This window comes from Methyloceanibacter methanicus, assembly GCF_001723285.1.
GTDB classification, from domain to species: domain Bacteria; phylum Pseudomonadota; class Alphaproteobacteria; order Rhizobiales; family Methyloligellaceae; genus Methyloceanibacter; species Methyloceanibacter methanicus.
This window is the reverse complement of sequence record NZ_LPWG01000012.1, coordinates 220,356-243,146: the sequence shown is the minus strand read 5'-3', so window position 1 is coordinate 243,146 and position 22,791 is coordinate 220,356. Positions and strand designations below refer to the sequence as shown.

General features: G+C 63.2%; 21 protein-coding genes and 3 pseudogenes. 6 read left to right on the top strand and 18 right to left on the bottom strand.

Annotated features, from left to right (window positions below; translation table 11 throughout):
* Window positions 1-188 precede the first annotated feature (188 nt).
* Complete coding sequence (locus AUC68_RS10785; protein WP_141701220.1) at window positions 189-842, top strand: hypothetical protein; 654 nt, start codon at window positions 189-191, stop codon at window positions 840-842.
* Here the strand turns inward: AUC68_RS10785 and AUC68_RS10780 are convergent.
* From AUC68_RS10780 to AUC68_RS10745, 8 genes and pseudogenes are all read right to left on the bottom strand, one after another.
* A pseudogene (locus AUC68_RS10780) lies at window positions 814-2,607 on the bottom strand (phage terminase large subunit family protein); the annotation flags it as partial. The gene AUC68_RS10785 and the pseudogene AUC68_RS10780 sit on opposite strands and share 29 nt — an antisense overlap.
* 133 nt (window positions 2,608-2,740) lie before the next feature.
* The gene (locus AUC68_RS10775) at window positions 2,741-3,361 is read right to left on the bottom strand and encodes a hypothetical protein (RefSeq protein ID WP_069437634.1); all 621 of its coding nucleotides are present in this window, start codon (window positions 3,359-3,361) and stop codon (window positions 2,741-2,743) included.
* A 467-nt stretch (window positions 3,362-3,828) separates the two neighbouring features.
* Window positions 3,829-6,282 carry a phage/plasmid primase, P4 family gene (locus AUC68_RS10770; RefSeq protein WP_069437633.1) on the bottom strand — a complete coding sequence of 818 codons (2,454 nt, stop codon included), beginning with the start codon at window positions 6,280-6,282 and terminating at the stop codon, window positions 3,829-3,831.
* A gap of 375 nt (window positions 6,283-6,657) precedes the next feature.
* Entirely contained in the window at window positions 6,658-8,379 is a 1,722-nt protein-coding gene (locus AUC68_RS10765; protein ID WP_083240643.1) for a putative bifunctional diguanylate cyclase/phosphodiesterase, read from the bottom strand.
* 492 nt (window positions 8,380-8,871) lie between these two features.
* Entirely contained in the window at window positions 8,872-9,375 is a 504-nt protein-coding gene (gene msrB / locus AUC68_RS10760) for a peptide-methionine (R)-S-oxide reductase MsrB (RefSeq protein ID WP_069437631.1), read from the bottom strand.
* 178 nt (window positions 9,376-9,553) lie between these two features.
* Window positions 9,554-10,408, bottom strand: coding sequence for a sensor histidine kinase (locus tag AUC68_RS10755; RefSeq protein ID WP_141701218.1), 855 nt, complete (start codon window positions 10,406-10,408; stop codon window positions 9,554-9,556).
* Between the two features lie 28 nt (window positions 10,409-10,436).
* Window positions 10,437-10,595, bottom strand: a complete 159-nt coding sequence (locus AUC68_RS10750; protein WP_424041310.1) for a DUF1328 family protein — start codon at window positions 10,593-10,595, stop codon at window positions 10,437-10,439.
* A 90-nt stretch (window positions 10,596-10,685) separates the two neighbouring features.
* Entirely contained in the window at window positions 10,686-11,033 is a 348-nt protein-coding gene (locus AUC68_RS10745) for a response regulator (RefSeq protein ID WP_141701217.1), read from the bottom strand.
* On the opposite strand from AUC68_RS10745, the pseudogene AUC68_RS18740 reads away from it, so the two are divergent.
* A pseudogene (locus tag AUC68_RS18740) lies at window positions 10,987-11,369 on the top strand (DUF3309 domain-containing protein). The gene AUC68_RS10745 and the pseudogene AUC68_RS18740 overlap by 47 nt on opposite strands.
* Before the next feature lie 31 nt (window positions 11,370-11,400).
* Here the strand turns inward: AUC68_RS18740 and AUC68_RS10740 are convergent.
* Entirely contained in the window at window positions 11,401-12,192 is a 792-nt protein-coding gene (locus AUC68_RS10740) for a response regulator (protein ID WP_069437628.1), read from the bottom strand.
* A 238-nt stretch (window positions 12,193-12,430) separates the two neighbouring features.
* On the opposite strand from AUC68_RS10740, the gene AUC68_RS10735 reads away from it, so the two are divergent.
* Together AUC68_RS10735 and AUC68_RS10730 are read left to right on the top strand one after the other, a co-directional pair.
* The gene (locus tag AUC68_RS10735) at window positions 12,431-12,673 is read left to right on the top strand and encodes a NepR family anti-sigma factor (RefSeq protein WP_069437627.1); all 243 of its coding nucleotides are present in this window, start codon (window positions 12,431-12,433) and stop codon (window positions 12,671-12,673) included.
* A gap of 25 nt (window positions 12,674-12,698) precedes the next feature.
* Complete coding sequence (locus tag AUC68_RS10730; RefSeq protein ID WP_069437802.1) at window positions 12,699-13,229, top strand: sigma-70 family RNA polymerase sigma factor; 531 nt, start codon at window positions 12,699-12,701, stop codon at window positions 13,227-13,229.
* Window positions 13,230-13,274: 45 nt separating this feature from the next.
* On the opposite strand, the gene AUC68_RS10725 is transcribed toward AUC68_RS10730, so the two are convergent.
* Complete coding sequence (locus tag AUC68_RS10725; RefSeq protein WP_141701216.1) at window positions 13,275-14,324, bottom strand: AEC family transporter; 1,050 nt, start codon at window positions 14,322-14,324, stop codon at window positions 13,275-13,277.
* Between the two features lie 370 nt (window positions 14,325-14,694).
* On the opposite strand from AUC68_RS10725, the gene AUC68_RS10720 reads away from it, so the two are divergent.
* Window positions 14,695-15,219, top strand: coding sequence for a hypothetical protein (locus tag AUC68_RS10720; RefSeq protein WP_069437625.1), 525 nt, complete (start codon window positions 14,695-14,697; stop codon window positions 15,217-15,219).
* 121 nt (window positions 15,220-15,340) lie between these two features.
* Here the strand turns inward: AUC68_RS10720 and AUC68_RS17805 are convergent, their stop codons facing one another.
* The 8 genes and pseudogenes from AUC68_RS17805 to AUC68_RS10690 form a co-directional block, all read right to left on the bottom strand.
* Window positions 15,341-16,105 carry an aminotransferase class IV family protein gene (locus AUC68_RS17805; protein WP_280138551.1) on the bottom strand — a complete coding sequence of 255 codons (765 nt, stop codon included), beginning with the start codon at window positions 16,103-16,105 and terminating at the stop codon, window positions 15,341-15,343.
* Window positions 16,097-16,884, bottom strand: a pseudogene (gene pabB / locus AUC68_RS16005) (aminodeoxychorismate synthase component I); the annotation flags it as partial. The pseudogene pabB and the gene AUC68_RS17805, both read right to left, overlap by 9 nt.
* Before the next feature lie 377 nt (window positions 16,885-17,261).
* Window positions 17,262-17,450 (bottom strand): hypothetical protein, encoded by a 189-nt coding sequence (locus AUC68_RS16000; protein WP_083240640.1) that lies wholly within the window; start codon window positions 17,448-17,450, stop codon window positions 17,262-17,264.
* A gap of 189 nt (window positions 17,451-17,639) precedes the next feature.
* A complete protein-coding gene (locus tag AUC68_RS15995; protein WP_083240639.1) occupies window positions 17,640-18,065 on the bottom strand; it encodes a hypothetical protein in 426 nt (141 codons plus the stop codon).
* Entirely contained in the window at window positions 18,062-18,970 is a 909-nt protein-coding gene (gene fhcD, locus AUC68_RS10705) for a formylmethanofuran--tetrahydromethanopterin N-formyltransferase (protein WP_193407088.1), read from the bottom strand. Before fhcD ends, AUC68_RS15995 begins: the two co-directional genes overlap by 4 nt.
* A 1-nt stretch (window position 18,971) precedes the next feature.
* A complete protein-coding gene (locus AUC68_RS10700) occupies window positions 18,972-20,606 on the bottom strand; it encodes a formylmethanofuran dehydrogenase subunit A (protein WP_069437624.1) in 1,635 nt (544 codons plus the stop codon).
* Entirely contained in the window at window positions 20,606-21,679 is a 1,074-nt protein-coding gene (locus tag AUC68_RS10695; protein WP_141701215.1) for a molybdopterin-binding domain-containing protein, read from the bottom strand. The genes AUC68_RS10700 and AUC68_RS10695 overlap by 1 nt, the downstream gene beginning before the upstream one ends.
* Before the next feature lie 183 nt (window positions 21,680-21,862).
* Window positions 21,863-22,249 (bottom strand): 4a-hydroxytetrahydrobiopterin dehydratase, encoded by a 387-nt coding sequence (locus tag AUC68_RS10690; RefSeq protein ID WP_069437622.1) that lies wholly within the window; start codon window positions 22,247-22,249, stop codon window positions 21,863-21,865.
* A gap of 128 nt (window positions 22,250-22,377) precedes the next feature.
* Between AUC68_RS10690 and AUC68_RS10685 the strand changes: the two genes are divergently transcribed.
* Window positions 22,378-22,761: a nuclear transport factor 2 family protein gene (locus AUC68_RS10685; protein WP_069437621.1), complete on the top strand. Its 384-nt coding sequence runs from the start codon at window positions 22,378-22,380 to the stop codon at window positions 22,759-22,761.
* Window positions 22,762-22,791: the final 30 nt, after the last annotated feature.

Here is a 22,791-nt window from a genome sequence, read left to right as displayed (position 1 = left end):
GAGACTTTCCGGGACGTTCGGCAATGTCGGAGAGCAGATTTCTCGGCTAGCGACAATCGCCCGAAGTTTCGAGCGCAGCTCCTGTGATCGAAGCGAGGCAGATGCGAAATTGGAATTGGCGCTTGGGAGAGTCCAAATAGCGCTCGCAGCTCATGAACAATCGCTGTCCGAGTGAGGAGTCGGCTCGCATGCGCTTCTTCGACCGCACGTTTCTCCTGCCGTTCCTGCTCACGCTTGTAATCTGTCTAGCCGTCGCCGCACTAGGGCTTGATGCCATCAAGGAGTGGCAGACCCTAATCGCCGGCATCTTGGCGCTCGTCGGTGCCACGCTGGTCTTGCTTGCGGCTGACCGACAGATTGCCAATGAACAGAGCCTCGCCAACGACGATCGTGAAGTAGCGAAGAAAGCGGCGAAGATGCGCCTCGCCTACGAGATGGAGTACCTTGCGCAGCAATTTGCACGGATCGTGAACTCGGACCTCGGCTTTCCACTCCAGTCGGTGCCGTTACCACCGTTCCCTGTTCCATCGTTCGCCAATCAGCCTGGAGACCTCGTAGCGTTATCGGCGGAGGAATCCGAAGAGCTCTATACTTTGGCGCGAGAGATTCGTATCGATGCTGGGCAAATTGAGTGGCTGTCCGCCTTGCCTGCGAAGGAGGCAGCTCACGAGCTTAAGGTTTCTTGTTCCGGCGGGCACGCACTTGATTGCGTGAAATGGCGGGATGCACTGGGCCAAGCGATTGGATGGTCACCGATGGTCTTTCCTCCCGCGCAACGACAAAGCATGGAACAGGCAGCAAGTGCGCAAGGCACTAGTTCCGGCTCATCCACTTCGACTTGATAACGCCGGGACGCTCGGCTGGTTTTTCCTTCGGGGCAGACGCATGCGCTGCGGCGCGGTCCAGGTCATCGAACATATCAGGTGTCCCCTCCTGGCGCGGCTTCTCGCGCTCCGCCCGTAGGCGATCCCATTGGTCTGGCGTGAAGCCGTACCAGTGCCGGTGGATCGCTGCGGCCTCGGCGTAGATCTCCGTGTCGAGCACCTCGTTGCGCATACCAGAGGGCAGCTTCCAGATCGATCGTGGATAACCGAACCGGTCAGTCTCCGTAACGCGAACTTCGGCGGTGAGTTGCTGGTAAAACTCTTCGCTCAGCCCTTTGGGATAGCCGCAATATCCACGCGCCAAAGGATCGGCCTTCTTGAGCTGCTGGTAGAGCGACACCTTCAGGCCACTCACGCCGACATTATAGAAGCGCTTCTGGGCGCGCCGGACTTTACCGTCGGCTTTCCGTTCGGTCTTCGTCAGAACCAACGGAGGCGCCTGATCAGACTTGGCACCCCGCGTGACGATCACTCTCGACCAGGGATGGCGCTTGGCCCAAGCGAAAACATCCTTTGTATATGCATTGCCATCGATCGCCAGGAGGTCGAGCCCGCGGCGATTACCGAAGGCGTCGCGCCAAGTTTCTGTGAGGAGTTTATCCAAGGTCTCGCGGCAGGCCTGTTCCCAGATGGGGAACGGTATGACTGCGTAGTCGACAGTCCAACGGCGAAGATCGGAACCGAAGGCCTTAATGTGAACCTCGACTCGGTCTCCCTGGCAATCGCAGCCCGCGGTGAGAATGAGTCCGCCGGGCGGAATCGTTCCCCGATCATGCCCCTCTTCCTCAGCCCGGTCGCGGATGGCCTGCCAAGGCGGCGCTTCGCTAGCGCGCTCGTAGGGCAGACCCAGAACGTCATTGAAGAATACCTGCTCTGTATGCGGATCGCCCTCGGCTTGCAACCACTCATGCGCGATCGACGCCCAGTCTCGAGTCGGCGAGTAAGCACGCCAGATGTGAAATGACGGCTCGCGAGCGCCCGGGTTCTCGGCGACCCAGTATCCTCGAGCGACGATATCGGTCTTGTGCTTGTGTTCAATCAGCCCGCCACAGGCAACGCAACTGAAGCAGGCCTCGTCAGGCCGCGCCGGATCGATGTTCGCCTGGAAGTTAGACCACTCCAACGGTTGATGGTGCCCGCAGTGCGGGCACGGCACGTGCCACCGCTCTTGTGTCCCGGCTTTAAATGCTCGCGTGATACGACACGTGTCCGCGTAGAGCGGTGTCGACAGCTTGACGATCTTTGCCCAGTCAAAAGCGCTTGCCCGGCTATCTGCCTGTCGCTCGGGATCACCGGCGGCATTGGGCTCCCATTTTGATAGATCATCTTCGACAATACGCTGTGTCGAAACCATCGAGAGGCTTGCCGGCGAATTGGCACCGGAAATAAGCAGACTGCCTCGGCCAAACCGCTCTTCCTGGTAAAGAACAGTGTCCCGGGCGTCGCGCGACTTTGCGGTACCGAAAACGCGCTGAAGCGCCCGCGACTGACGACGCATCTTTGCCCACTTCGACCGTGCCCACCGAACGGCATTGTCATGCGTAGGGTGGACCATGAGCATATCGCACGGCGCGAGATCCATGCAGCCTCCGAGAAACACCTGCGCGAGCGTCGTCTTCCCGATTTGCGCCGACCCCATCATCGTGACGATCCGCGAAGGGTGTTCGGGCGACAAGCAATCCAAAACCCGTTCGAAGTAGGGAAAGCTATCCCGGCGGTAGGGCCCAGGTCGCGGACTTTCGTTTCCGAAGACAACGTGATCTTCCGCCCACGCGTTTAGGTCCGGTGATGCGCCGGCGGCAGCACAGACGCCATGACCTCCAGCGCAGCCATCTCAGGATCCTTGAGAAACGTGCTCATACGGCGCTCTCCGCCTCTCTGGTGTGCGCCGCGGCCTTCTCCTTCGCCTGGTCTGCCGCCGACCGGCGATGGGCCCGGTACAAAGCCCGGATCTCCACCGCTAGACTCTTCGCGTCGAGTCCATGCCTATCGGCAATCTCGCGCGCGAGCGCGCCTGTGATGAACGTGTCTATGTCCAACAGAATGCCGGAGAGCTCGCGCGACCAGACCTGCTGGGCCTTTTGCGCATCTATCCATCGACCCGTCTCGCGCTCCATCTTTAGCTGAGCGAGTTTTGCCTCGCTGATATCCTTCGCCGCTTTCGCTTTACGCGCGGAGAGCAGAAAGTCGTCTCCTGCTGCGGTCGCGGAAACCGGTGCCGCACGGGAACCGGTTTCTTCTCGCGGCAGCGCGTCACTAGCCCGGTCGAAGGCAGGCCTGTCTTGAGCGAGTTGCTGACCGATGTGCAGACCAGCAGCCAAATCGCGGTCGGCCTGCTCGACCCAGATCTTCGCCCGCGTCCCCTGTCCTACCAGCGCCGCTGACGTGATTTTCCCCTCGGCGATCCAATTCGAAACGCAAGACGGCCGCCTTTCCTTCATGGCCGCGTATTCCGCCTTGGTCACAACGGTTTTCACGGCGCCACCACCCTTTCTTCAGCAAACTTCACGCACCGCAGCTGAAGTTCATCCTTTGAAAAAGCGCATTTTCTAGCGGGGTTTCGGGGGGCAGCGTGCCGCATCGCCTCGCGGCCAGTCAGTACCTTTTTCGTTCGGCAGCACGCAGTGCCAGCTGGGCGCCGGGGGGCGCGGTGGCGGCTATGGGATACCGAGGGACACTTCTCCGAGCGTCGGCGGATGTGTCCCAGCAGGACTGACCTATTGTTCTCTTTCACCTTTCTCCCTCCCTTAGGGATGATTGGGATAGTTGGGATACCTGATCGCGCGCACATATGAGCAACACCTACCTCGCCTCTCCGTTACGACCCGCGCGCTGCGCTTCTCACGTGCGCCCGCGCGAAAACTGTCGGGACTATCCCACTCCGCGAAGTTTGCTTCGATTGCATGGGCTTAGTGCCACAGACGGTTTGGGACAGATGGGACACTCAAGACACCCCGTAAGACGTTGAGGGAGCGCGGCGCGCCGGAGCCGACGGGGACATCTTCATGTCGAGGTAATTGATCGTGGAGCCCTTGTTCTTGATCCAGCCGTGCTTGGGCACGTGACGCCCAAAGGAGGCCATACGAAGCGGCGTAAGGCCCGAGTCGTAGCACCAGCCGACATAGTGCTCATAAAGGACTCCGCCTGGCACGTGGCTTCCTGGCACGCGTAGCACGCAAGCCTCGAGGAACTGACCAACCGGGTCCATGTCTTCGCGGTGTGCGGCCGTGGCCGCCGCCACGTCCTCGGGTGCAATGAGCTTCCGGGTGTCGAGGTAGGAGACACCGCCCGCAAGCAACCAGTTCAATATCCCGGACCACTCCGGCTCGAAGAGCTTTTGCATCTCCTCCAGTTCGCGCCGTTCTTCTGGCGGGATGAATTCGGTCCAGGGGACGAGGAACAGCCGGCGCCACATGCCCTCAGAGATGTCCGTGATATTCGGCTTCGAGTTGCCGCTCATCGATGCTTTGAAGACCGGACGGAAGGTAAAGAACGGCTGATTGAGTTTTCGAGCGTCAATGGGCTCTCCTCCGGTGACAACCTTGATCAAGTTATCTTGCAGCTGCACGCGCTCGGGCAGTTCGGATACACGGAGGGCCCTGACACCCGGCAGTTTCGCCATGTCAGGCGTTGCTTGATCCCCACGCCGCGACTGGTGCCCCGTGAAGCTCTCGGGGTTCAGCGAAGCGCCATACGGCCCCAGGATACGAAAGATGCACTCGAGGAACGTGGACTTGCCGTTGGCTCCGCCGCCCTGGTGGTAGACGAACGCCTGTGCGCCGGTCAGAGCCGTCATCGAATATCCGTACCAGTCGCGAAGGAAGGCCCGCATCTGCGGTTTCGGCTGGACTCGCGCCAAGAACTTGTCCCATTCGGGGCACGTGGCATCAGCGTCGTAAATCACGGGCGCCAATTTCGTCATCAGATCATCGCGACGATGGGGATCGAGCCGCACACTCCACTTCAACCGCGTCACATCAGGGTCTGGACACTCCGGGTCTGGCTCCTGGAAGAAGCGCAATGTTCCGTTGAGCACATTGAAGGCGAGAGGATCCTGGTCAGCCTCGGATGTCGCTCTGGCCTTGTGTGGGATAGCTCGCTTGATCATGCTCTCAAGCTTGCCGCCATTACCGGAAGTCACGGCGTAACCTGCTCGGCGTGACCAGCGGCCCTTGGGATTGCCCTTGCGGTTCAGATCCTCAAGCACCTTTGCTCGCTGCTCGATCGCGGATGCGTCCTCGGCCGTGCGCTTCTCTGGATCTTTCTCAAGCGCGTGGGCGGCTTGCTCAAAGAGTTTCTGCTCCTCGTTCGTCAGCGGCTTTTCCAATGCGATCCGCTCCGCAGTGATCTGCGCAAACCGCTCAAGCGACTCATCAGCCCCTTCCTTCTCCCAATGGGTGCCGGTCCAGCTGTGCCAGCCAATGCCGCGCACGAACAGAATATCGTCCCCAAAATGGGCAATGAGCCGCTTAGCATTGCCAACATCGTTCTCCGGTTCCCACCAACATCGTCTGACGGCGTCAGGAGGGACGGCACCCCCTGGGTCGACCGGACCCGGTGGTTCAGCGCCCAGTGGCGGCACACTACCTCCACCGCTCCAGTCATCGAGCGCTGCGTGGCGGCGCCTACGCGCCTTTGGCCTGTCCGATGGAAGATCAATTGAGAGTGGGCCGAACGGCTTGGCGCCGGCGATCAATGCCTTGACCCGCTCAGGCCCGTCGTTCTGCAGCACGTCGTTGAAGTCCGCACCGGCTGGAGGCCAAGCTACCTTGATCGTGCGCCCGGGCACATCCCAGCGCGCGGCGGCGCGGCGCAGCTTCATTTCCGTATCCACAGGCTCTGAATCGCTATCACCCAACAGCACGACCTGCGTCACCTGGTCCGGCAGATCGAGATCCTTCTCCGGCTGCAGCTCCGGCCACGGGCCGCCGATTCGTTTCGGCCGCCCCGCCGGCGTCTTGAGCGTCGGGTGCGGAATGGAGTCCCGGGCCTTGCCACCGAGGAAGCCAAGCGCGATCGCGGACCAATAGGCCGTCGACGCCGCCAGCATGGAGGCCCGCTCCGCTTCGTACACCGACAGCACCGTCTCGATGCCTTCCCCAATAACCAGGCGCGTGAAGCCCTTGGGCGTGATCAGGCGGATAGCACCCTTGTTGCGGGTGCCGCGCAACTTCCGCGGATCCAGCATCTCATCCGGCTTGTCCGGATTGGGCAGCTCGAGCTTCTTGCCCGGCCGCGACGGATCCAGCCAAGTGATATGACAGCCGGTGATCTCGCCTTGCGCATCGGTCACCGGCGCCAGCATGGCGGGGCCCGCATAGATCTCGCTCTTGACCTTGTCGCCTTCGCGCTGGTGCCAGTAAGGCTGTTCGGGGGCGTAGCGGAGCGGCAAGGTCATAGGGCCCCTCTCGCCTCCTCCCGCTCGAGCTGTTCCAAATGCTGAGCGGCCTTTAGTAGCCGATCGGCCGCTGATGGCCTCGTGCCTCGAAATGAGGGGCCGACCTGGTCGCAGTCAGAGACAATCGCACGCAGATGGCGAGCCATCACTCGCAGCTCGGTGCTCACCTTGGGGCCAATGACCGAGCCATGAGACCCGCAATGGCGGTTTGCCACTACGCCAAAAACCCCTTTGGGTTCAATGAGCGCCGATAGCGGGGTTTGACACTCTAACCCGTTGATATTTCTTGCCCGGGGCACGCCGGCCCGGGGAGCCAATTTACCGTCACATCTTACCGCCACATCGGCGGAACGAACGCGCCGACCGCCGGTCCGGCTACGATCCCGTCTTCGTCAGTGACCCTGAGAATGTCCGGACGCGTTCCTGCCGCCCCGCTCCGGCCGAAACCGGCTCGCGCAGTCGGCGTACATGATTGTGGACGTCCGACGCCGCGACCGGGCGCCCGAGCAGAAAACCTTGCGCCTTGTCGCACCCGATCCCGCGCACGCGGTCCAATTGCTCTTGGGTTTCGACGCCCTCTGCGGTGACGCGCGTCCCACGCGCATGTCCGAGCTTCGTCACCGAGTCCACAATGGCGAAGGCCTGGACGCTGTCGTCCGCCACGAACGAACGGTCGATCTTGATTTCGTGGAACGGAAATTCCCGCAGATAGCCGAGCGAGGCATAGCCCGACCCGAAATCGTCGAGCGCCACCTTCACGCCAAGCGATCGAAGCTGGTCCAGGAGCCGGAGATTTTCGACGCTGCTTTGCAGAAGCACGTTTTCCGTTATCTCCAAGAGAAGCCGGTCGGGCCGCAAGCCGACCTTGTTGAGTGTGTCGGCCACCTTGAAGGGAAGGCTGGTCCGGAACTGCACGGGCGAAAGATTGATCGCGAGCCCCACGTCCTTCGGCCAGCAAGCTGCTTCCGAGCAGGCCGCCCGTAGCACCCAATCGCCTATCCCTGCGATGAGACCCGTCTCTTCGGCCAGGGGAACGAACTCGGCGGGCTCGACGGGACCGCGTTCCGGATGGAACCAACGCAAAAGCGCTTCAAACCTGACGAGGTTCCCGGACTTCAGATTGTAGATCGGTTGATAGACGAGCTGGAGGTCTCCCGCGTCGAGCGCGCCGGCCAGGTCGGCCTTGAGCCGCTGCCGCAGCTTCGCCTTCTCGGCCATTTGACGAGCGAAGAAGCGATAGCTGTTGCGCTCGTGCTTGGCGAAGTAGAGCGCCGTATCCGCATTCTGGAGGAGCTCCTCGGTCCGCGTTCCGTCTTGCGGGGCGATGGCAATGCCAATACTGGCGCCGACTTCGACCTGGCAGGCTCCAATGTTGAACGGCGATCTGAGTGCATCGACAAGGCGCTCCGCCAACTGATAAAGGCCAAAAGGCGACGTTGTCTGACGTGTTACGAGCATGAACTCGTCACCGCCCAGGCGCGCGAGAACATCGTCTTCGTGCGCGAGAGATCTCATGCGCGCGGTGACCGCCTTCAGAAGCGCGTCGCCGAACGGATGCCCATAGGTATCGTTGACTTCCTTGAAGTGGTCGAGGTCGATGTAGAGCAACGCGACGCCCTGCGCGTCACCACGCAAGTCGCCGAGCAGGCGATCCAACCGATCGTGGGCATGCGCCCGGTTGTAGGCTCCGGTGAGCGTGTCGTGCGTCGCAAGGTAGGTCAGTTGCTCGCGCGTGCGCCGCCGCTCCGTAACGTCTCTGAAGAACAGCGAGATCGCATCACGGCTCGGATAGGCGTGGACCTCGAACCACGTCTCCATCGACTCCAGGTACTCTTCGAAATCAACGGGCTTTTGATGCTTGAGAGCCCATGCGTAGTTCTTGTGGAACGGGCCGCCCAGAGCTTCCGGAAAGGCCTCCCAAAGGCTTCGTCCCAAGCTCAGATCACGGCCTTTCAGGAGGTCGAGAGCCTGCCTGTTGCGGTAGAGAATGCGCCAATCGCGATCGAGAACGATCACACTGTCGGTGGTGCTCTCGAGGACGAACTCGCTTCGGCTGATCTCCAGCCCATCGCGGTCCATGGCGACTCTTGAAGTCATTGGCGATCCTCCGAACAGGCACGTCGAAACTGTTGCGGGAGCTTCTTCCGGGGGGCTTGCCGCAGTGAAACAGGATTTCCGTTAATAAAATGAGAGGTATACCGCCTAACCGGCAAGCATGTCGTTAACGAGACGGAAACGACGATGACAAGGAACGCTGGCTCCCGCGAACCGCGTCCAAGCAGGCTGTCGCCGCGCGCGAAAGCTAAAGATGTCTGGAAAGACGGGCGTGGCGGGACGAGCATGCGCCGTGCAAGCGCGCTTGGCTATTGGGGACGAGCGAGGGGAGCCGTGACCGACTCCCGTCACCCCCGTATACCCGTACGGCGAGCGGGGAACGCACTACAGACCCCGCCACACGATCAGAACTTCCGGGCGGGCGCTGGGGTTCCGCCTCTGGCGATTCAATCCACAAAAAAAACCGGCGCGCTTCGAATGAAGCCACGCCGGAGTCGGTCAGGGAGGAATAGGAAATCCGAGGGCGGATGAGACCTAGGCCGGGATGAACTTGAGCGCGACGCCGTTGATGCAATAGCGCAAGCCGGTCGGCTTCGGCCCGTCGTTGAAGACATGGCCGAGATGGCCGCCACAGCGGCGGCAATGGACTTCGTCGCGGAACATGCCCCAGCTGAAGTCCTTGGATGTGCCGATATTGCCATCGATCGGCGCGTAGAAGCTCGGCCAGCCCGTACCGGACTCGAACTTCGTCTCTGACTTGAACAGCGGCAGATCACAACCCGCGCAGGCAAACGTGCCATCACGCTTTTCCTTGTTGAGCGGGCTCGTCCACCGCGCCTCGGTGTCGGCTTCGCGCAGCACGGCAAATTGCTGCGGCGTCAAAAGCTTGCGCCACTCTTCGGGCGTCTTGGTGATCTCGAATTTGGCCTCGGACGCGGCTGTTGCCGTGGTGCTCTGACCGCGCAGAATGGCCACGCCGCCGGCCGCAGCCGCCGCTGCGCCCGCCGAGCCGAGGAGAATCTGTCGTCGCGTTACCATCGTGGCTCCTTCCCCATTGGGGCGCTCATGCCTGTGGGCCGCTTTTGCGGTGCATGTCGCCAATGAGCATGCCTTGACTCTATGGATTGCGGTCGAAGCTTCAATTCAACTTCAGCGCACAGGCGATCACGAGCGCTTTATCGGCGGCGCTGTCGGGACCCTGCGCCCGGCCTGCCGCCTAGCCACGCGAGGTAATGAGAGACGACGGGATGACGATCTCGCAGCGCACGCCCTCGACCGGGAAGGACAGCGCGACCTTGCCGGAAAGCGCCTTTCCGACGATGTCCTCGATCATCGCGCGCCCGAAACCCGACCTGGAGGGCACCTGAACCTCCGGCCCGCCGCGCTCTTCCCAGGTAAGCGTCAGCGTCTTCTCGTCCTCGCACACCTGCCAGCCCACATGGACCGCGCCTGCCGGCCTGGACAGCGAGCCGTATTTCTCCGCGTTCGCGGTTAGTTCGTGCAGGGCCATGCCGAGATTGTGCACGGCCTCGGGCTTCAGAACGACGTCCTCGCCCTCGATCTCGACCCGGGCAGCCGAACCGTCCGTCTGCCCATCCATATGCCCCTCCAATTGCTGCTCCACCAGCATGCGCAAGGAGGCCCCGTGCCAATCGTCCGCGACGAGAAGGTCGTGCGACAGACCGATCGCATGGAGCCGCGCCCCGAACCGGTCGAGGAACTCGTCGACGGTCGCCGTCTGCCGCGCAGTCTGGCGGGCAATGGCCTGGATCACGGCGAGAAGGTTCTTGGACCGGTGCGTGAGCTCACGCAGCAGGAGCCGCAGTTGCTGCTCGCTGGCCTGCCGTTCGGCATCGAACAGCCGCTCCGCGTCCGCCAACTCCTGGGTGCGCCGGTCGAGATTGGATTCGAGACGCTGCCTTGCCGCCTCCCGCGCCTGACCTTTCCGATGCGCAACGTAGAGATAGATCAGAAGCCCGGCGGCAAGCAGTATCCCGAGAACGGTCGCGATGGTCCCGGCGGCGGAGCTCATACCCACCTGTAACGTCCCCATGGCGAGTGCGCTGTTCATCGCGACGCCCACCCCGCGTGCGCGATCCTCAGACGAGCGCGGCGATCAGCGTGACCAAGAACACGAGCAGGAAGATGAAGAACAAGACCCGCGCGACCCCGGCCGCGGCCGACGCGACGCCGCCAAAGCCGAACACGCCGGCGACGAGTGCCACGACCGCAAAGATAATCGCCCAAGTCAGCAACATTTACGACCTCACCTGCCCTTCGAGCGCGCCGTAAGCCGTGTCCGCTTACGGCAAACGCGGTATTGCCCGAATTGTTGCACGGCGCCGGTGTCAAAACCCGGCGACCGCCGCCAGAATCTCTTGGTCCGTGAACGGTTTTCGGACCAAGGGGGCTCCATTGTGCGCGGGCGGCAGACTCTCGCGCCCGTAGCCGCTCACGAACGCGAAGGGCAGTCCGCGCGAAGTCAGGACGTCGGCGATCCGGCTTGCGGACTCTCCCCCCAGATGCGCATCGAGCAAGGCGCCACGCAACGGGCCGCTCTTTATCGCGTTGAGGGCATCGCTGACCGTGCTCGCAGGACCCACCACGGCCAAGCCGGCGTTTTCGAGCGCGGCCACGATATCGAGCGCAATGAGAAACTCGTCTTCGACGACAAGAATGGGATGTGGGCTGCTCACTTCGAATCCCTCCCGCGCCGTGACCGGCACATGCACAACCAGAACGTGGGGGCTGGCGATCGGTTTCGCCAGTGCGGCGCCCGGCCACGACCTGTGGAAGCCTAGCGCAGCGCGAAGAATAGTCTATGGTCGGCCCTGTCCGGACGATCCCCGCACAGAACCACGATCAGAGTCGCCAAAAATGGGCCCAACAGTTCTCCTCATCATCCTGGTCGCGGTTTTTCTCGCCGTGCTGCCGGCCTGGCCCTATAGCCGTGCTGGGGGGCCTTTCCATCCGGGCTTGTGGGCGCGATCATCCTGTTGCTGCTCCTGCTGATGTTCTTCCAAAAAATCTAGGACCGCTGTCGACGGATTTGCCGCGCGGCCATCAGCTCTTGCGCTTGGCGTGCTGTTCGAAGAACAGGGCCTGGGAGACGATCGCCTTCACCGTATCCGGCTGATACGGCTTGGTGATCAGGAATGCCGGTTCGGGCCGTTCGCCCGTGAGCAGACGGTCCGGATAGGCCGTGATGAAGATCACAGGCACTTCGAACGAACCCAGAATCTCATTGACCGCATCGAGACCGGAACTTCCGTCCGCGAGCTGGATATCGGCGAGAACCAGCCCCGGCGTCTTGCTCTTGGCGGCATCGACCGCCTCGGCATGGGTCCGGGCGAGGCCGGCAACCTGGTGCCCGAGCCCTTCGACGATGGCTTCCAGATCCATGGCGATCATCGGCTCGTCCTCGATGATGAGCACCTCGGTCGCCACCTGCGCAGCGATCTCGCGGCCTGCGTCGTCGAGCAGCGCCTGAACGTTGCTGGGGGTGGTATTGAGGATTTCTGCCGTCTCGTCGACCGAGAACCCCTCCACCGAGCTCAGGACGAAGGCTTGGCGGGCCAAAGGGGTGATTTGCTCCAGCTGCCGGTCGACCGGCGTGTCCCCCCGGTCGAAAACCTCCGTCTTCAAGTTGAGGCCGACGGAGTTCCACATGCTGACGAAGGTGCGGTAGAGCGCGACCCGGGGGTCGAGACTGGCTTCGAACAAGGACGGATCCTCGGCCAGGACCTGTAGCGTCGCCGCGACATAGGCGTCTCCCGCACTCTGGGAGCCCGCAAGGGCACGCGCAAAACGCCTCAGCAAGGGCAGATGCGGCGCGATGGTCTGAGACAGCTGCATGGAACGGGGCTCCCCCAAAGAGCAAGAGACATTAGTCGGTCGACGGCCCCATTGTCTCACATAGAGGGACGAAAGAAACAATGCGCGCGTGCCCGATCGCGCACAAAGCTGGACCGAAACTTCCACAAAACCCGCTTGGCTCCGGAACCGATTGAAGGATCGCGGGTTTTTACGGTGCAGAAGACAAAGCGGTTATCGGTTACAATCGGCGCGCTGATCCGACCGATAAGGAACCGTTGTGACCGAAGACGACAAGGACAAGGCTCACAGGCGCATGGCTGTCGACGCCAGTAAGAGCACCGAGCAACAGGACGGCGGAACGGCCGGCCCTGCTGGCAAGACGGAAGCAACGATGTCACCCGCCCTCCAAGCCCATATCGGCCGGCAGGTTCGAGCCATGTTCGACTCCGTCGCCGACGAACCGGTTCCCGAGCACCTGCTGAGACTTCTCAAGGATCTCGACGACAGCGGAGAGAATTGATTTGCCCCGAACCGTTTCACCGGGCCTGCGGGACGAACTCGTGGCTCAAATCGGTAACCTCCGGGCCTTCGGCGTGTCGCTCTGCGGGGACCGCGAGCGCGCCGACGATCTCGTGCAGGAAACGTTGTTCAAGGCGTGGAACAATCTGGATTCGTTCGAGGAGGGAACGAACCTCAAGGCCTGGCTCTTCACCATCCTCCGGAACACCTACTTCTCCGAACGCCGCAAGAAGAAGCGCGAGGTCGAGGACGTCGATGGCGCCTATGCCGCCAAGCTCTCCTCCAGCCCCGAGCAACACGGCCATATGGACATGCAAGACTTTCGGGAAGCCTTATCGGAGCTTCCAGACGATCAGCGTGAAGCGCTGGTTCTGGTCGGCGCGGCGGGATTTTCCTACGAGGAAGCCGCCGAGATTTCCGGATGCGCCGTTGGCACGATCAAGAGCCGCGTCAATCGCGCCCGCCGCCGCATCGCCGAAACCCTGCATCTGGACGAGACCGACGAGGCCGAGCCGGAGCTGGCGGGCCCGGCTTCCGCCGGCTCGCGCGGCGGCTGAGGGCTTCCTGACCTTCACGACAGCCGTTTCCCGACGGCCCTCCCCCTAGGTCACCAGCCAGATGAAGAGGCTGATGGTGAGCAGCGAACCGAACGTGCTGATCAGAAGCGCGGATGCGGCTTCCGGGATGGCCGTACGGTACTGCACCGCGAGCATCACCACGAGCGCGACCGCCGGCAACGCCGTCGTGACGACGGTCTGGCCCAGAAGGGGCTGGCCATAACCGAGCGCCAGCATGCCGAGACAAACGACGGCGGGCTGCAAGACGTTCTTGATGAAAACGAGGATGGCCACGGGCCAGGTCACGGTGACCTTGTAGCTTGCGAGGATGATCCCGGAGGCGAACAGAGCGACACCGGAGGAGGCGTGCCCGAGGAGCGACATCGAGTGGTCCACGACCTCCGGCAGATCGAGGCCCAGCAGGACCAGGACGAACCCCGCGCCCGGCAACCAGACGATCGGCTGCTTCAGCGAGCCGAGAAGCGTTCGTGCGATACCGGCCTCTTGCCGGGGCGCCGCTTGCTGGGGCGCCGCTTGCTGGGGCACCTTGGCCGGGCTTCCGGCGGCGGGTTCGGTGGTGGCGTTGCTTCGGGCGGCGTCGAGCCCCAGCAGCACGAGGGTCGCCGGCAGCAGGAAGATCACGATGATGATGCCGCCCGCGGCGATCGGGATATTGCCTGTCGGGCCATAGAGGTAGCCCAGCACCGGGACGCCGACGAAGGCCGTGCTCGGCGCGGACGCCATCAACGCCCGCAGGGCGCTCAAGCCCGGCGGATGGTGGAAGCCGAACATCGCGATCGCGAGAACCGCGCCATAGGTGCCGACCATTGCCAGCAGCAGGAACAAAATGAGGGGCGTCGCGGCGAGCAGGTCCTCGCGCCCGGCGCTGAAGACGCCGACGAACAGGGCCAGCGGCAAGGCGTAAGTCATCACCATGCGATTGAGCGTCGGCACCTCGCTCTTGGAGAAGTCGTGATGCCACGCCGCGAAATAGCCGAGCATGATGGTGATAATCGCCGGCAGCAGCGCGCTCAGAATCTGTCCTAGCATTGGTCCCCTGCACTGGTTCGCGATCTCGGCTGCCGTTGCCGCCACGCGCCGCGGCGCGCCTTTGCCGGCGTCACGTCCGTTCGCCCACGCTTCCCGATCAATCCCAGGCTACGATAGGCCCGCTTCAAATCAAAAGTTGCGGCCCCTCTTGATGTCCGCCCCCACAGACCAAATGTGTAAGCCTCATTCGAAGCACCCTGGAGGCTCCGTACGCGCCCGGCTTCAGCGCCCGGCCCGCCGCTTCGCGACAGGACCCATCGCTGTAAAGGCCGAGTCGGCCCCCGGCACAAGGAATTGCGGGGAATTGTCCTATCGTCACTTGATTGCGCTACGACCAAACTGAACCTCGATTCTTCGTCCAAGCCTCAAGAGACCCGCCATGACCGATGATCTCCAAGAGACTGAGCAGACTCAAATGACAGACCAGACAGCCAAGACCGACGACAAAACCAAGACCGATGCCGAGATGACCGTACAGGCCGACAAGGAATGGGACGATCTGCAGCGCGAGCTGGAAACGCTCGGCGATCAGGTCAGGTCCCTGCGCGAACACGCCGGCGCCCTCGGCGAAACCGTCCTCGGCAACATGGAACTGCGCTTTCAGGACGTGCTCAGCCGCGCTCATGCCTATCGCAATACGACGGCCACCCAGATGGAGACTCTGCAAAAGCTCGCCGTCGAGCAAGCCGGCCAGACCCAAGCTACCCTGACCGAGACCGGCAAGAAGTCCGCCGAGATGGCTAAGGACAAGGCCCGCGAGCTCTGGGACCGGGCCGAACCGCTCCGCCAAGGCGCCCAGGAAGTGGGCCAGGGATTCTTGCGGGCCTGGTCGGAGATCGCCGCCTCGTTCGGCAAGGCCGCCGAGAAGGTGCAATCGGACAAGCCCAAGGAAACCGCTGAAAACGAGACGTCCAAGACGACCGAAAATCAGCCGTCTTAAGCTCTGTATGGGGATTTCTTCGCAGAGCGCACACCGGGAGAGTGCCCAGGTCTTCGGATCTGGGCATTTTCTTTTCGCGTCATTTGGCGTCTTCCGGCCCCCGGCGGGGGCCGTTTCGGCGTCAGTCCGCAAGTGCCGGTTTGGGACTGCCGGCCGCCTGCAACAGCTCGGCCCGAACGAGACCGCGGACCGAGTTGCCGAGATAGAGGCGGTCCGCGTCCCTTAAGTCGGCCTCCGTCAGAACCGCTTCGCTCGCGGCCGCCCGCGGCAAGTCGAGCAGTTCCTCCCGCAGCGTCCCGGGCAGGAGCCCGCAGGAGAGCGCGGGCGTGAACAAACGTCCGTCCCGTTCGACGAACAGATTGGTCCGCGTCCCTTCCGTCAATTCTCCGCGCATGTTGAGGAACACGACCTCGTCGCAGCCCGTGAGGTCCTTCTGCCGCTCCATCTCCCGGTCGTAGAACTGCCGCCGCGTGGTCTTGTGATAGAAGAAGGGATCCTTCTCGTCGACGCGCAGGTCCGAGATGACGAAGCGCCAGACCGTATCCTTGGTCGGCAACGCGATCTCCCGCGCGCTGACCGTGACGGTCCCATCCTCGAACAGGAGGAGCCGGACCATGGCCACGGGCGCCTCGATCGTTGCGGCCTCCGCGTCCAGCGCCGCAAGGACGGCGTCGCGCGAAAAGGGATAGCCGAAATGAGCGGCAGAGGCCTGAAGGCGCATGAGGTGGCGCTCCAGCAGGTGGTAGCCGCGCTCGCTCTGCCAGCGCAGCGTCTCGATGAGTTCGAACGGGCCGACGGACTCCGTGAGGAACTGGGCCTTTAGGAGGCATTCGGCGTATTCGGAGTCTTCCTTCGAGTCGGCGACGATGCCGCCGCCGATGCCCATTTCGCCGCGTCCGCCCGACAGCACCGCCGTACGGATCGCGACGTTGAACTGGCATTCCCCCGAGGGCGCGATGGTGCCGATGGCCCCGGTGTAAATGCCCCGAGGCTCCTTCTCCAATTCGCGGATGATCTCCATCGCCCGGACCTTCGGCGCGCCGGTGATGGACCCGCACGGAAACAGGGCCCGGAGCATGTCGGCGAGCTCCATGTCCGAGCGCAGCTCCGAGGTAATTCCAGACGTCATCTGATGCACGGTGCGATAGGTCTCGACCGTGAACAGGTCCGTCACCTCCACCGAACCAATCCGCGACACGCGGGCGAGATCGTTGCGCAGGAGATCCACGATCATCAGGTTCTCCGCACGCTGCTTCTCGTCCATGGCGAGCCAGGTCTTGAGCCGCGCATCCTCGCGCGGCGTCCGGCCCGTGGCGCGGTGCCCTTCATGGGCCGCGTGCTGAGTTGCTGATCCTCGCGCCGGAAGAACAGCTCGGGCGAGAGCGAGAGCACGGACAGCTCCGGCATTTCCATCAGAGCGCCATAGGCCACCCGCTGTCTCCGTCTTAGGCCGGCGTAGAGCGCTGTGGGGTCACCCTCGAAGTCGAACAGATATTTCTGCGTGAGATTGATCTGGTAGACGTCGCCGGCCGCGATGTAGTCCTGGACTGCCCGGAAGGCGCGCCCATACGCCTCGCGGCTCCAGGACAGCGTCAGGTTCGAGATTTTCGCGTGCCCCGCCCCGCCCCGCGCGTCGAGCCAGTGCCGGACCGCCTCGTCGCCCATTCTCCGGGCTTGGCCGTAGAGCCCCACCCAGAACAGCGGCACCGCGCGCTTCTCGGGGAGCAGTCCCGCCAATTTCGGTTCCAGGCAATAGCCCAGCTCGTAGGCGAAGAAGCCGGCGGCATGGAGACCCCGCGCGAGCCCATCGGAAATGCGCTGAAGCCCGGCCTCCACGTCCTCCGGCCGGTCGACGCGGACGATCTCTTCCGCCGATTCGAACAGCAGGCTGCGCTCACCGGAGGTAAGGCTGTCGTCGAGAAGGACAAAGGGCGAAGACGTCATTATTCAATGCGCGAGGCGAAAGAGCTTGAAACCTCAAGCATAAAGGAGAAGCCCCGATCCGGCGTCAAGTGCGGCTCGTGAGTGCCTGCCGCCTCGCGTCAGTCGAGGATCAGCATTTCCCCTTTGCCCAGAACGGCCATGTCGCCCATGAGCCGGCGCGCGCGGGCGCCGAGGCGAATCCGCATGCCTTGGCCGCGCAGCCACGTTTCCAGGAGGCGCAAATAGTCGAACTCCATCACGCCGCTGTCCACATAGGTGGGCAGGAGGTGCCGCGGCTTGTCGGCCAAGATCAAACTGCCGCGCCGGTTGCCGTAGCCCGCGTAGCGGCCGGCGCCGCCCCCGGAGCAGAACGGTGCCGGCGATCATACGGCCGCCTGCGTAGTCGCCCGCCTTGCCGCCGACCACGATGAGCCCGCGGCGCAACCGCTCGCCGACAAGGGCGCCGGCATCGCCGCCGATGGAGATGAACCCGCCCCTCATGCCGAATGTCTCGCCGAACGCGACGCCGCCGGCCTGGTCGCCCACATGACGCCGGACGCTGATTTCGCCGCCGGCCATGCTGCGCCCACGGACACGCCCGCGCTGCCCTCGACCGCGATCTTGCCGCGCTTCATCTGCACGCCGAGCAACATGCCCGCATCGCCCTCGACCACGATCTCGCCGCCCTTCAGCTTGGCGCCGATCTTGTCGCAGCGATCGTCGGTGCCGACGAAGTGCAGGGTCTGGACGTCCCTGCCCTTCACCTTGAAGGCATCGCCGACGGTGAGCGCCTCGCGCGTCGTGGCGATCGACAGCGACTCGATCTCTTTGCGGTTCAGACCGTCCAGGCGCGCCGGCACCAACGGCGACAGATCAAGCCGCTGCTCAGTCCGTCTCTTGAGCTCGAAACAAAGCGCGCTCACCCGACAATCTCCTTAAGGTGGAAGTGATGGGGCCCGAGGTTGCCGCCGTAATTTCCGGCCGTGATATGCGTGACGCCTTCCCGCGCCCCGCCCTTGGCGATCGCGTGGATGCCCTCATGCATGGCCTCGTGAATGGCATCGGCCGTCAGGCCGTCGATTACGATCTCGAGCACGGCTTCAGCGCTCGGCGGCAGCTCCGAATCCGCGTGCCATTTGAGGCCGGGCGCATAGGCGTGATTGGTCGAGGCGATCTGGCCGGCGTATTTCGAAGCCACTTTCGAGCCGGAGCGCACGATGCCGCCCGGGAACGGCGTGATGACGTCCCGAACCTCCGCCATGGCCTTGACCGCCCGCGTGCAGGCGGCCAGCACGGCGCTGTGGGACTTGCCGATCACGAGAAGGTTGCCGCCGCCCACGGCCTTCGTCGTCAAACCGGTCTTCTCTTCGCAGACGAACTCGCCGCCCATGACGGGAATGCGCCAGTAGCGCCGTCCGCCGATGACTTTCGACATCTGCCAGCCGTCGCCGAAGAAGCGCAAGGACGCGCCGAGCTTCAGCGTCTTCTCGCCCTCGAGCCCCGCATAGCAGGCCGACCCCGGACTGGTCAGGACGCATTGGCCCACCCGATTGCGCAGCTGGGTCTGGAGCTTGTCCACGTCCATGGTGAACAGCAGCACCGCAACGCCGGGTCGCCCGTCGGGCGTTTCGGATCTCGGCACGACCCGTTCGATCCCGGCTTCGGCGCCGCACGCGATCACCGAAGTCGCGAACCCGGTCATGGTGCGCGCGGAAATCATCGCCCATTCGGCGGTCGGCGCGGTGATGATGACGCGCGTCCCCACCATCGGGAAGGCTTCCGCGAACGTCTCGACAATGGTGACGCCTTTGACTTTCAGTTCTGGCATGTCAGCTCGCACAAGGAATGGTCGCGAACCGATCGGGACGATCGGAAACGGTTGGGGTCACGCCGAACCATGACGGGTCGGCACCATAATAGGTCTCGTAGAAGGACCGCACGCGATTTTCGATCTGGCGGTCGAAGCCCGGGTCCACGTGATAGCAGCGGCCCCAGCTCACATCCACGACATTGCCGTTGCGCACCACGAGCTTGCCCGATTTGAACACCAGGTCGGCGGCGGAGAACATTTTCGTCTTGTTCTTCTGATCGGTGTAGACGGCCACGTCGGCAATGGCGCCCGGCGCCAAATGGCCCCGGTCCGTGAGCCCCAGGACCTTCGCCGGCGCGGCCCGCGTGATAATCGCCAATTCGGACAAGGTCAGTTCACGCGAAATCCCGGCAAGACCCGAGACCTGACGCGAGGCTTCCGGCAACCGGTCGAACCAGCGCAACCGCTCGTTCTTGTCCATCAGAAGATGGAAGATTTCCGGATAGCGGACGAACAGCGCACCGTTGGGATGATCTGTCGAGAACAGCACCCGCCACGGATCCTCCGCGAGCAGGAATATCTCGAGGCCGATGGCCCATTGCAGCGCGTTGACGAAGCTCTTCTTCTTATAATTGTACGGAACGATGCCCGTGCCGTTGCCATCGGCCTGATTGATGACCCACTTCTTGGGGTTAGCCGCGCGCGCCGTGAACTGGCGCAACACATCGCCGGAAATGGTGACGGTCTGCCCGAACATGACCTGACCGACATCCACGGTCGCTTTCTTGTTCTTGTTGATCGCTTCCATGAGGCGCGGCGCACCGGACGAGAAGCCCTTATCGCCTTCCTTGCCGTAGCCGTAGAACTGGATATGCGCCAAGTGGATCGGATGGGCCTGGGTGGCTTCCAACGTCGCCACGGCCGTGTCCACATTGCCCGCGATGCCGAGATTGTTGGTGTGGACATGGGGCGGATGCGGGACGCCGAGATCGGCGATCGCCTGCTGCATGGCCTCGACGATGCCGCGCGAGGTCACGCCGTATTCCGGCACCTGTTCGTCCAGATCGAAGGTCCGCGCGTTGAACTTGAAGGCCTCGGAACCGCCCGCGTTGATGACCTTCAAGCCGAGCGCCTTGGAATGCATGAGGGTCCAGGCGACGTAATCCTTCAACTCGTCGCTCTTGACGTTGCCCGTCCGGAGCAGGTTGAGCGTGTAGTCGTCATTGCCGAGAATCACGAGGCCCGCCACGTCGATGATCGGGATCGACGCCATCTCCTTGTGCGCCTGGATGGCATGGGTCGGGATCATCGCGGGCTCGATCACCGTCGTGTAGCCCATCTCCGCGTAGCGAATGCCGGTGGCGTACGAGCCCCAGGCGGCAGACGACGGCAGAATGGGCTGCCCTTCGGCCGAGGCCATGAGCGGCAACTCCGGCATCAACTGCCGGCCAAGGGTCACGTTGGTGCCGGCGATATGCGAATGCACGTCGATCGCGCCGGCCATGACGATCTTGCCCGAGACGTTATGCACCTCATCGGGCTCGCGCCCTTCCGGTGCATCGACGATGCGTCCGTTCTCGAGATAGACATCGCCCACCGCATCGCGATTATGCGCGGGATCGATGACGCGACCGCCCTTGAGCTGGGTGAGCATCAAGCGGCCCTCTTCGCATCGATCAGTGTACCGATCTTATTCAACACGTCCGCCACGGTCGGCTTGGACGCATCCGCTGACGTTGCCTTGACCTCGCCGATCCCCGCGATGGGCGGCAGGTAGACCGCGGCGTCATGGTCGGCGACGGCGGCGCCCACTTCGACCACCACGTCGTCGCGGCCCGCCTTCACCGGCTTGGACGACAGCACGACCGATGAAATGCCGCGGAAAGCCCGCGTCGGCGGTGCGGCATCGGCGCCATCGAGCGCATCGATCCACACGAGAGCGTCCGCCTCGCCGCTCTTCAAGAGGCGTTCGGTCTCGAAGGCCCACATATTGTTCTCCGGCGTCTCGCCCGCGAAGCTGGTTCGCACCGGCAAGCCACAGGTCCAGGTCGAACAGAGATTGACGCCCTCGCCGTTCCCGGGCGCGGCCAGCGACAGCGTCGCCGCGCGCGTGGTCTTGACGAGATGGCGGACGGCTTCGAGCACCGTGTGGAGCACGGGCTCCTCGATTTCGGCGGGGTCATAGACGAACACGGCGAAGGCCGATTCGCGCAACCGCTTGCCCGTGGACAAGATCTTCTTGGCCAGCGCCGCATCGCGAATCTCAAACGGCAACTCGCGGATAGCGGCCCCCAGCGACGCGACAAGCTCCGGCAACGCGGTCTTGCCATCGATCTCCGTGGTGCGAAGACCGGCCGGCGTCTTGCCCTTCTTGGCGCCGACGACGACGAGCTCGCGCGCATTGTCGCCCGGCCGCGGCAAGGCCTTGGCGGGAAACAGCTTTTCCAGGAGTTCCGGGTCGCGCGCGCGCGGACTGTCGCCGATCAGCACGATCGTGTCGGCACGATTGCGGACCTCGCCGAAGCTCGCCGGGGTGGATCCCGTCTCGCGCATGACGCGCGCCGCCCGGGACATGCCTTCGCTGGCGGCATGGTCGACCACGCCGCCCAGTTTCTGCGCCAGGGCCAAGGCCGCCGCGGCGCCGTTCACATCCGTAAAGAGCCCGCCGAAAACCGGGAAACGTGCTTGTGCGAGTAAATCCGCTGCACGTTGGAGCGTGCTGTCCAAACTCGTTGTCCTCCCCGGCGTCTTCTTCTTGAACTCGTTACACAGATAAACAGGTGGCTTCCCGGGCGCAAGCGCAGCCGGACGCGTTCGCGGACAAATTTGCCCGCTTGGGTTCGTCAACTGAGATGGGTCAGCGGACCGCCCTTGTCCGTGCCCAGGAACTGAGCACGCGCAGGCGAACGGTTAGTCCTTGGGCCTGTCGTACTTGATATACGAGAATCGCATGTCGTCTTCCGGCGTTCCTTCCAGCGCGCCGCCCTCGGCGCCCGGTTGCCAGTGCACGACGTCCTCGATCTTCTTCGCAAGCTCGAAGTCCTTGTCGGTGATCCCCTTGGCCGCGTGGTTCATCAGCCGCACCTCGACCCAGGCATAGGAGGCGGTGATGTCGGGATGGTGCCAGGCCGCCTCGGAGAGATGGCCGACGGTGTTGATCACCATCAGCGTCCCCTTCCAGCTGTTCGTCTTGAATTTGCGACGAATCCAGCCGTCTTCGAGATACCAGTGAGGGAGCTCTTTCTTCAGACGCTCCTCGACTTCCGCGTCGCTGTAGGTGCGCTCTTTCGTTGCCATCGCTCTCTTCTTTTGAAACAGTGCGGCGCAACATCTTCGAACCGCGCGCCGCTCTTTCCGCAATCACGCCCGCGAGCATATCGGCGCGCTGCGGACCGATCAATGGAGGCCGTTCGGGGAGAACGCCTATGCCGGACCTTGAGCGCAATAAGGATACCGTGGTGGCCTTCTACGACCTCGCCTTCAATGAATCGCAGCCGCGTGAGGCGATCGCGCGCTATGCGGGCGACGCTTATATTCAGCACAATCCCCGCGTGAAGGACGGGAAAGACGGGTTCATCGCCTATTTCGAGGAGATGCAGCTCCGTTATCCCGGCAAGCGCGTGACCTTCAAGCGCATCTTGGCCGAGGGCGATTTCGTGGTGCTGCATTGTCTTCAAGAGTGGCCCGGCGATGCCGATTGGATCGGCATCGACATCTTCCGGCTGGACGCGGCGGGGAAGATCGTCGAGCACTGGGACGTTCTGCAGGTTGCGCCAGAGACTTCGGCGAACGCGAACGGCATGTTCTGATGCCGCTGGAGTTCTAGCCCCCATGGAAAC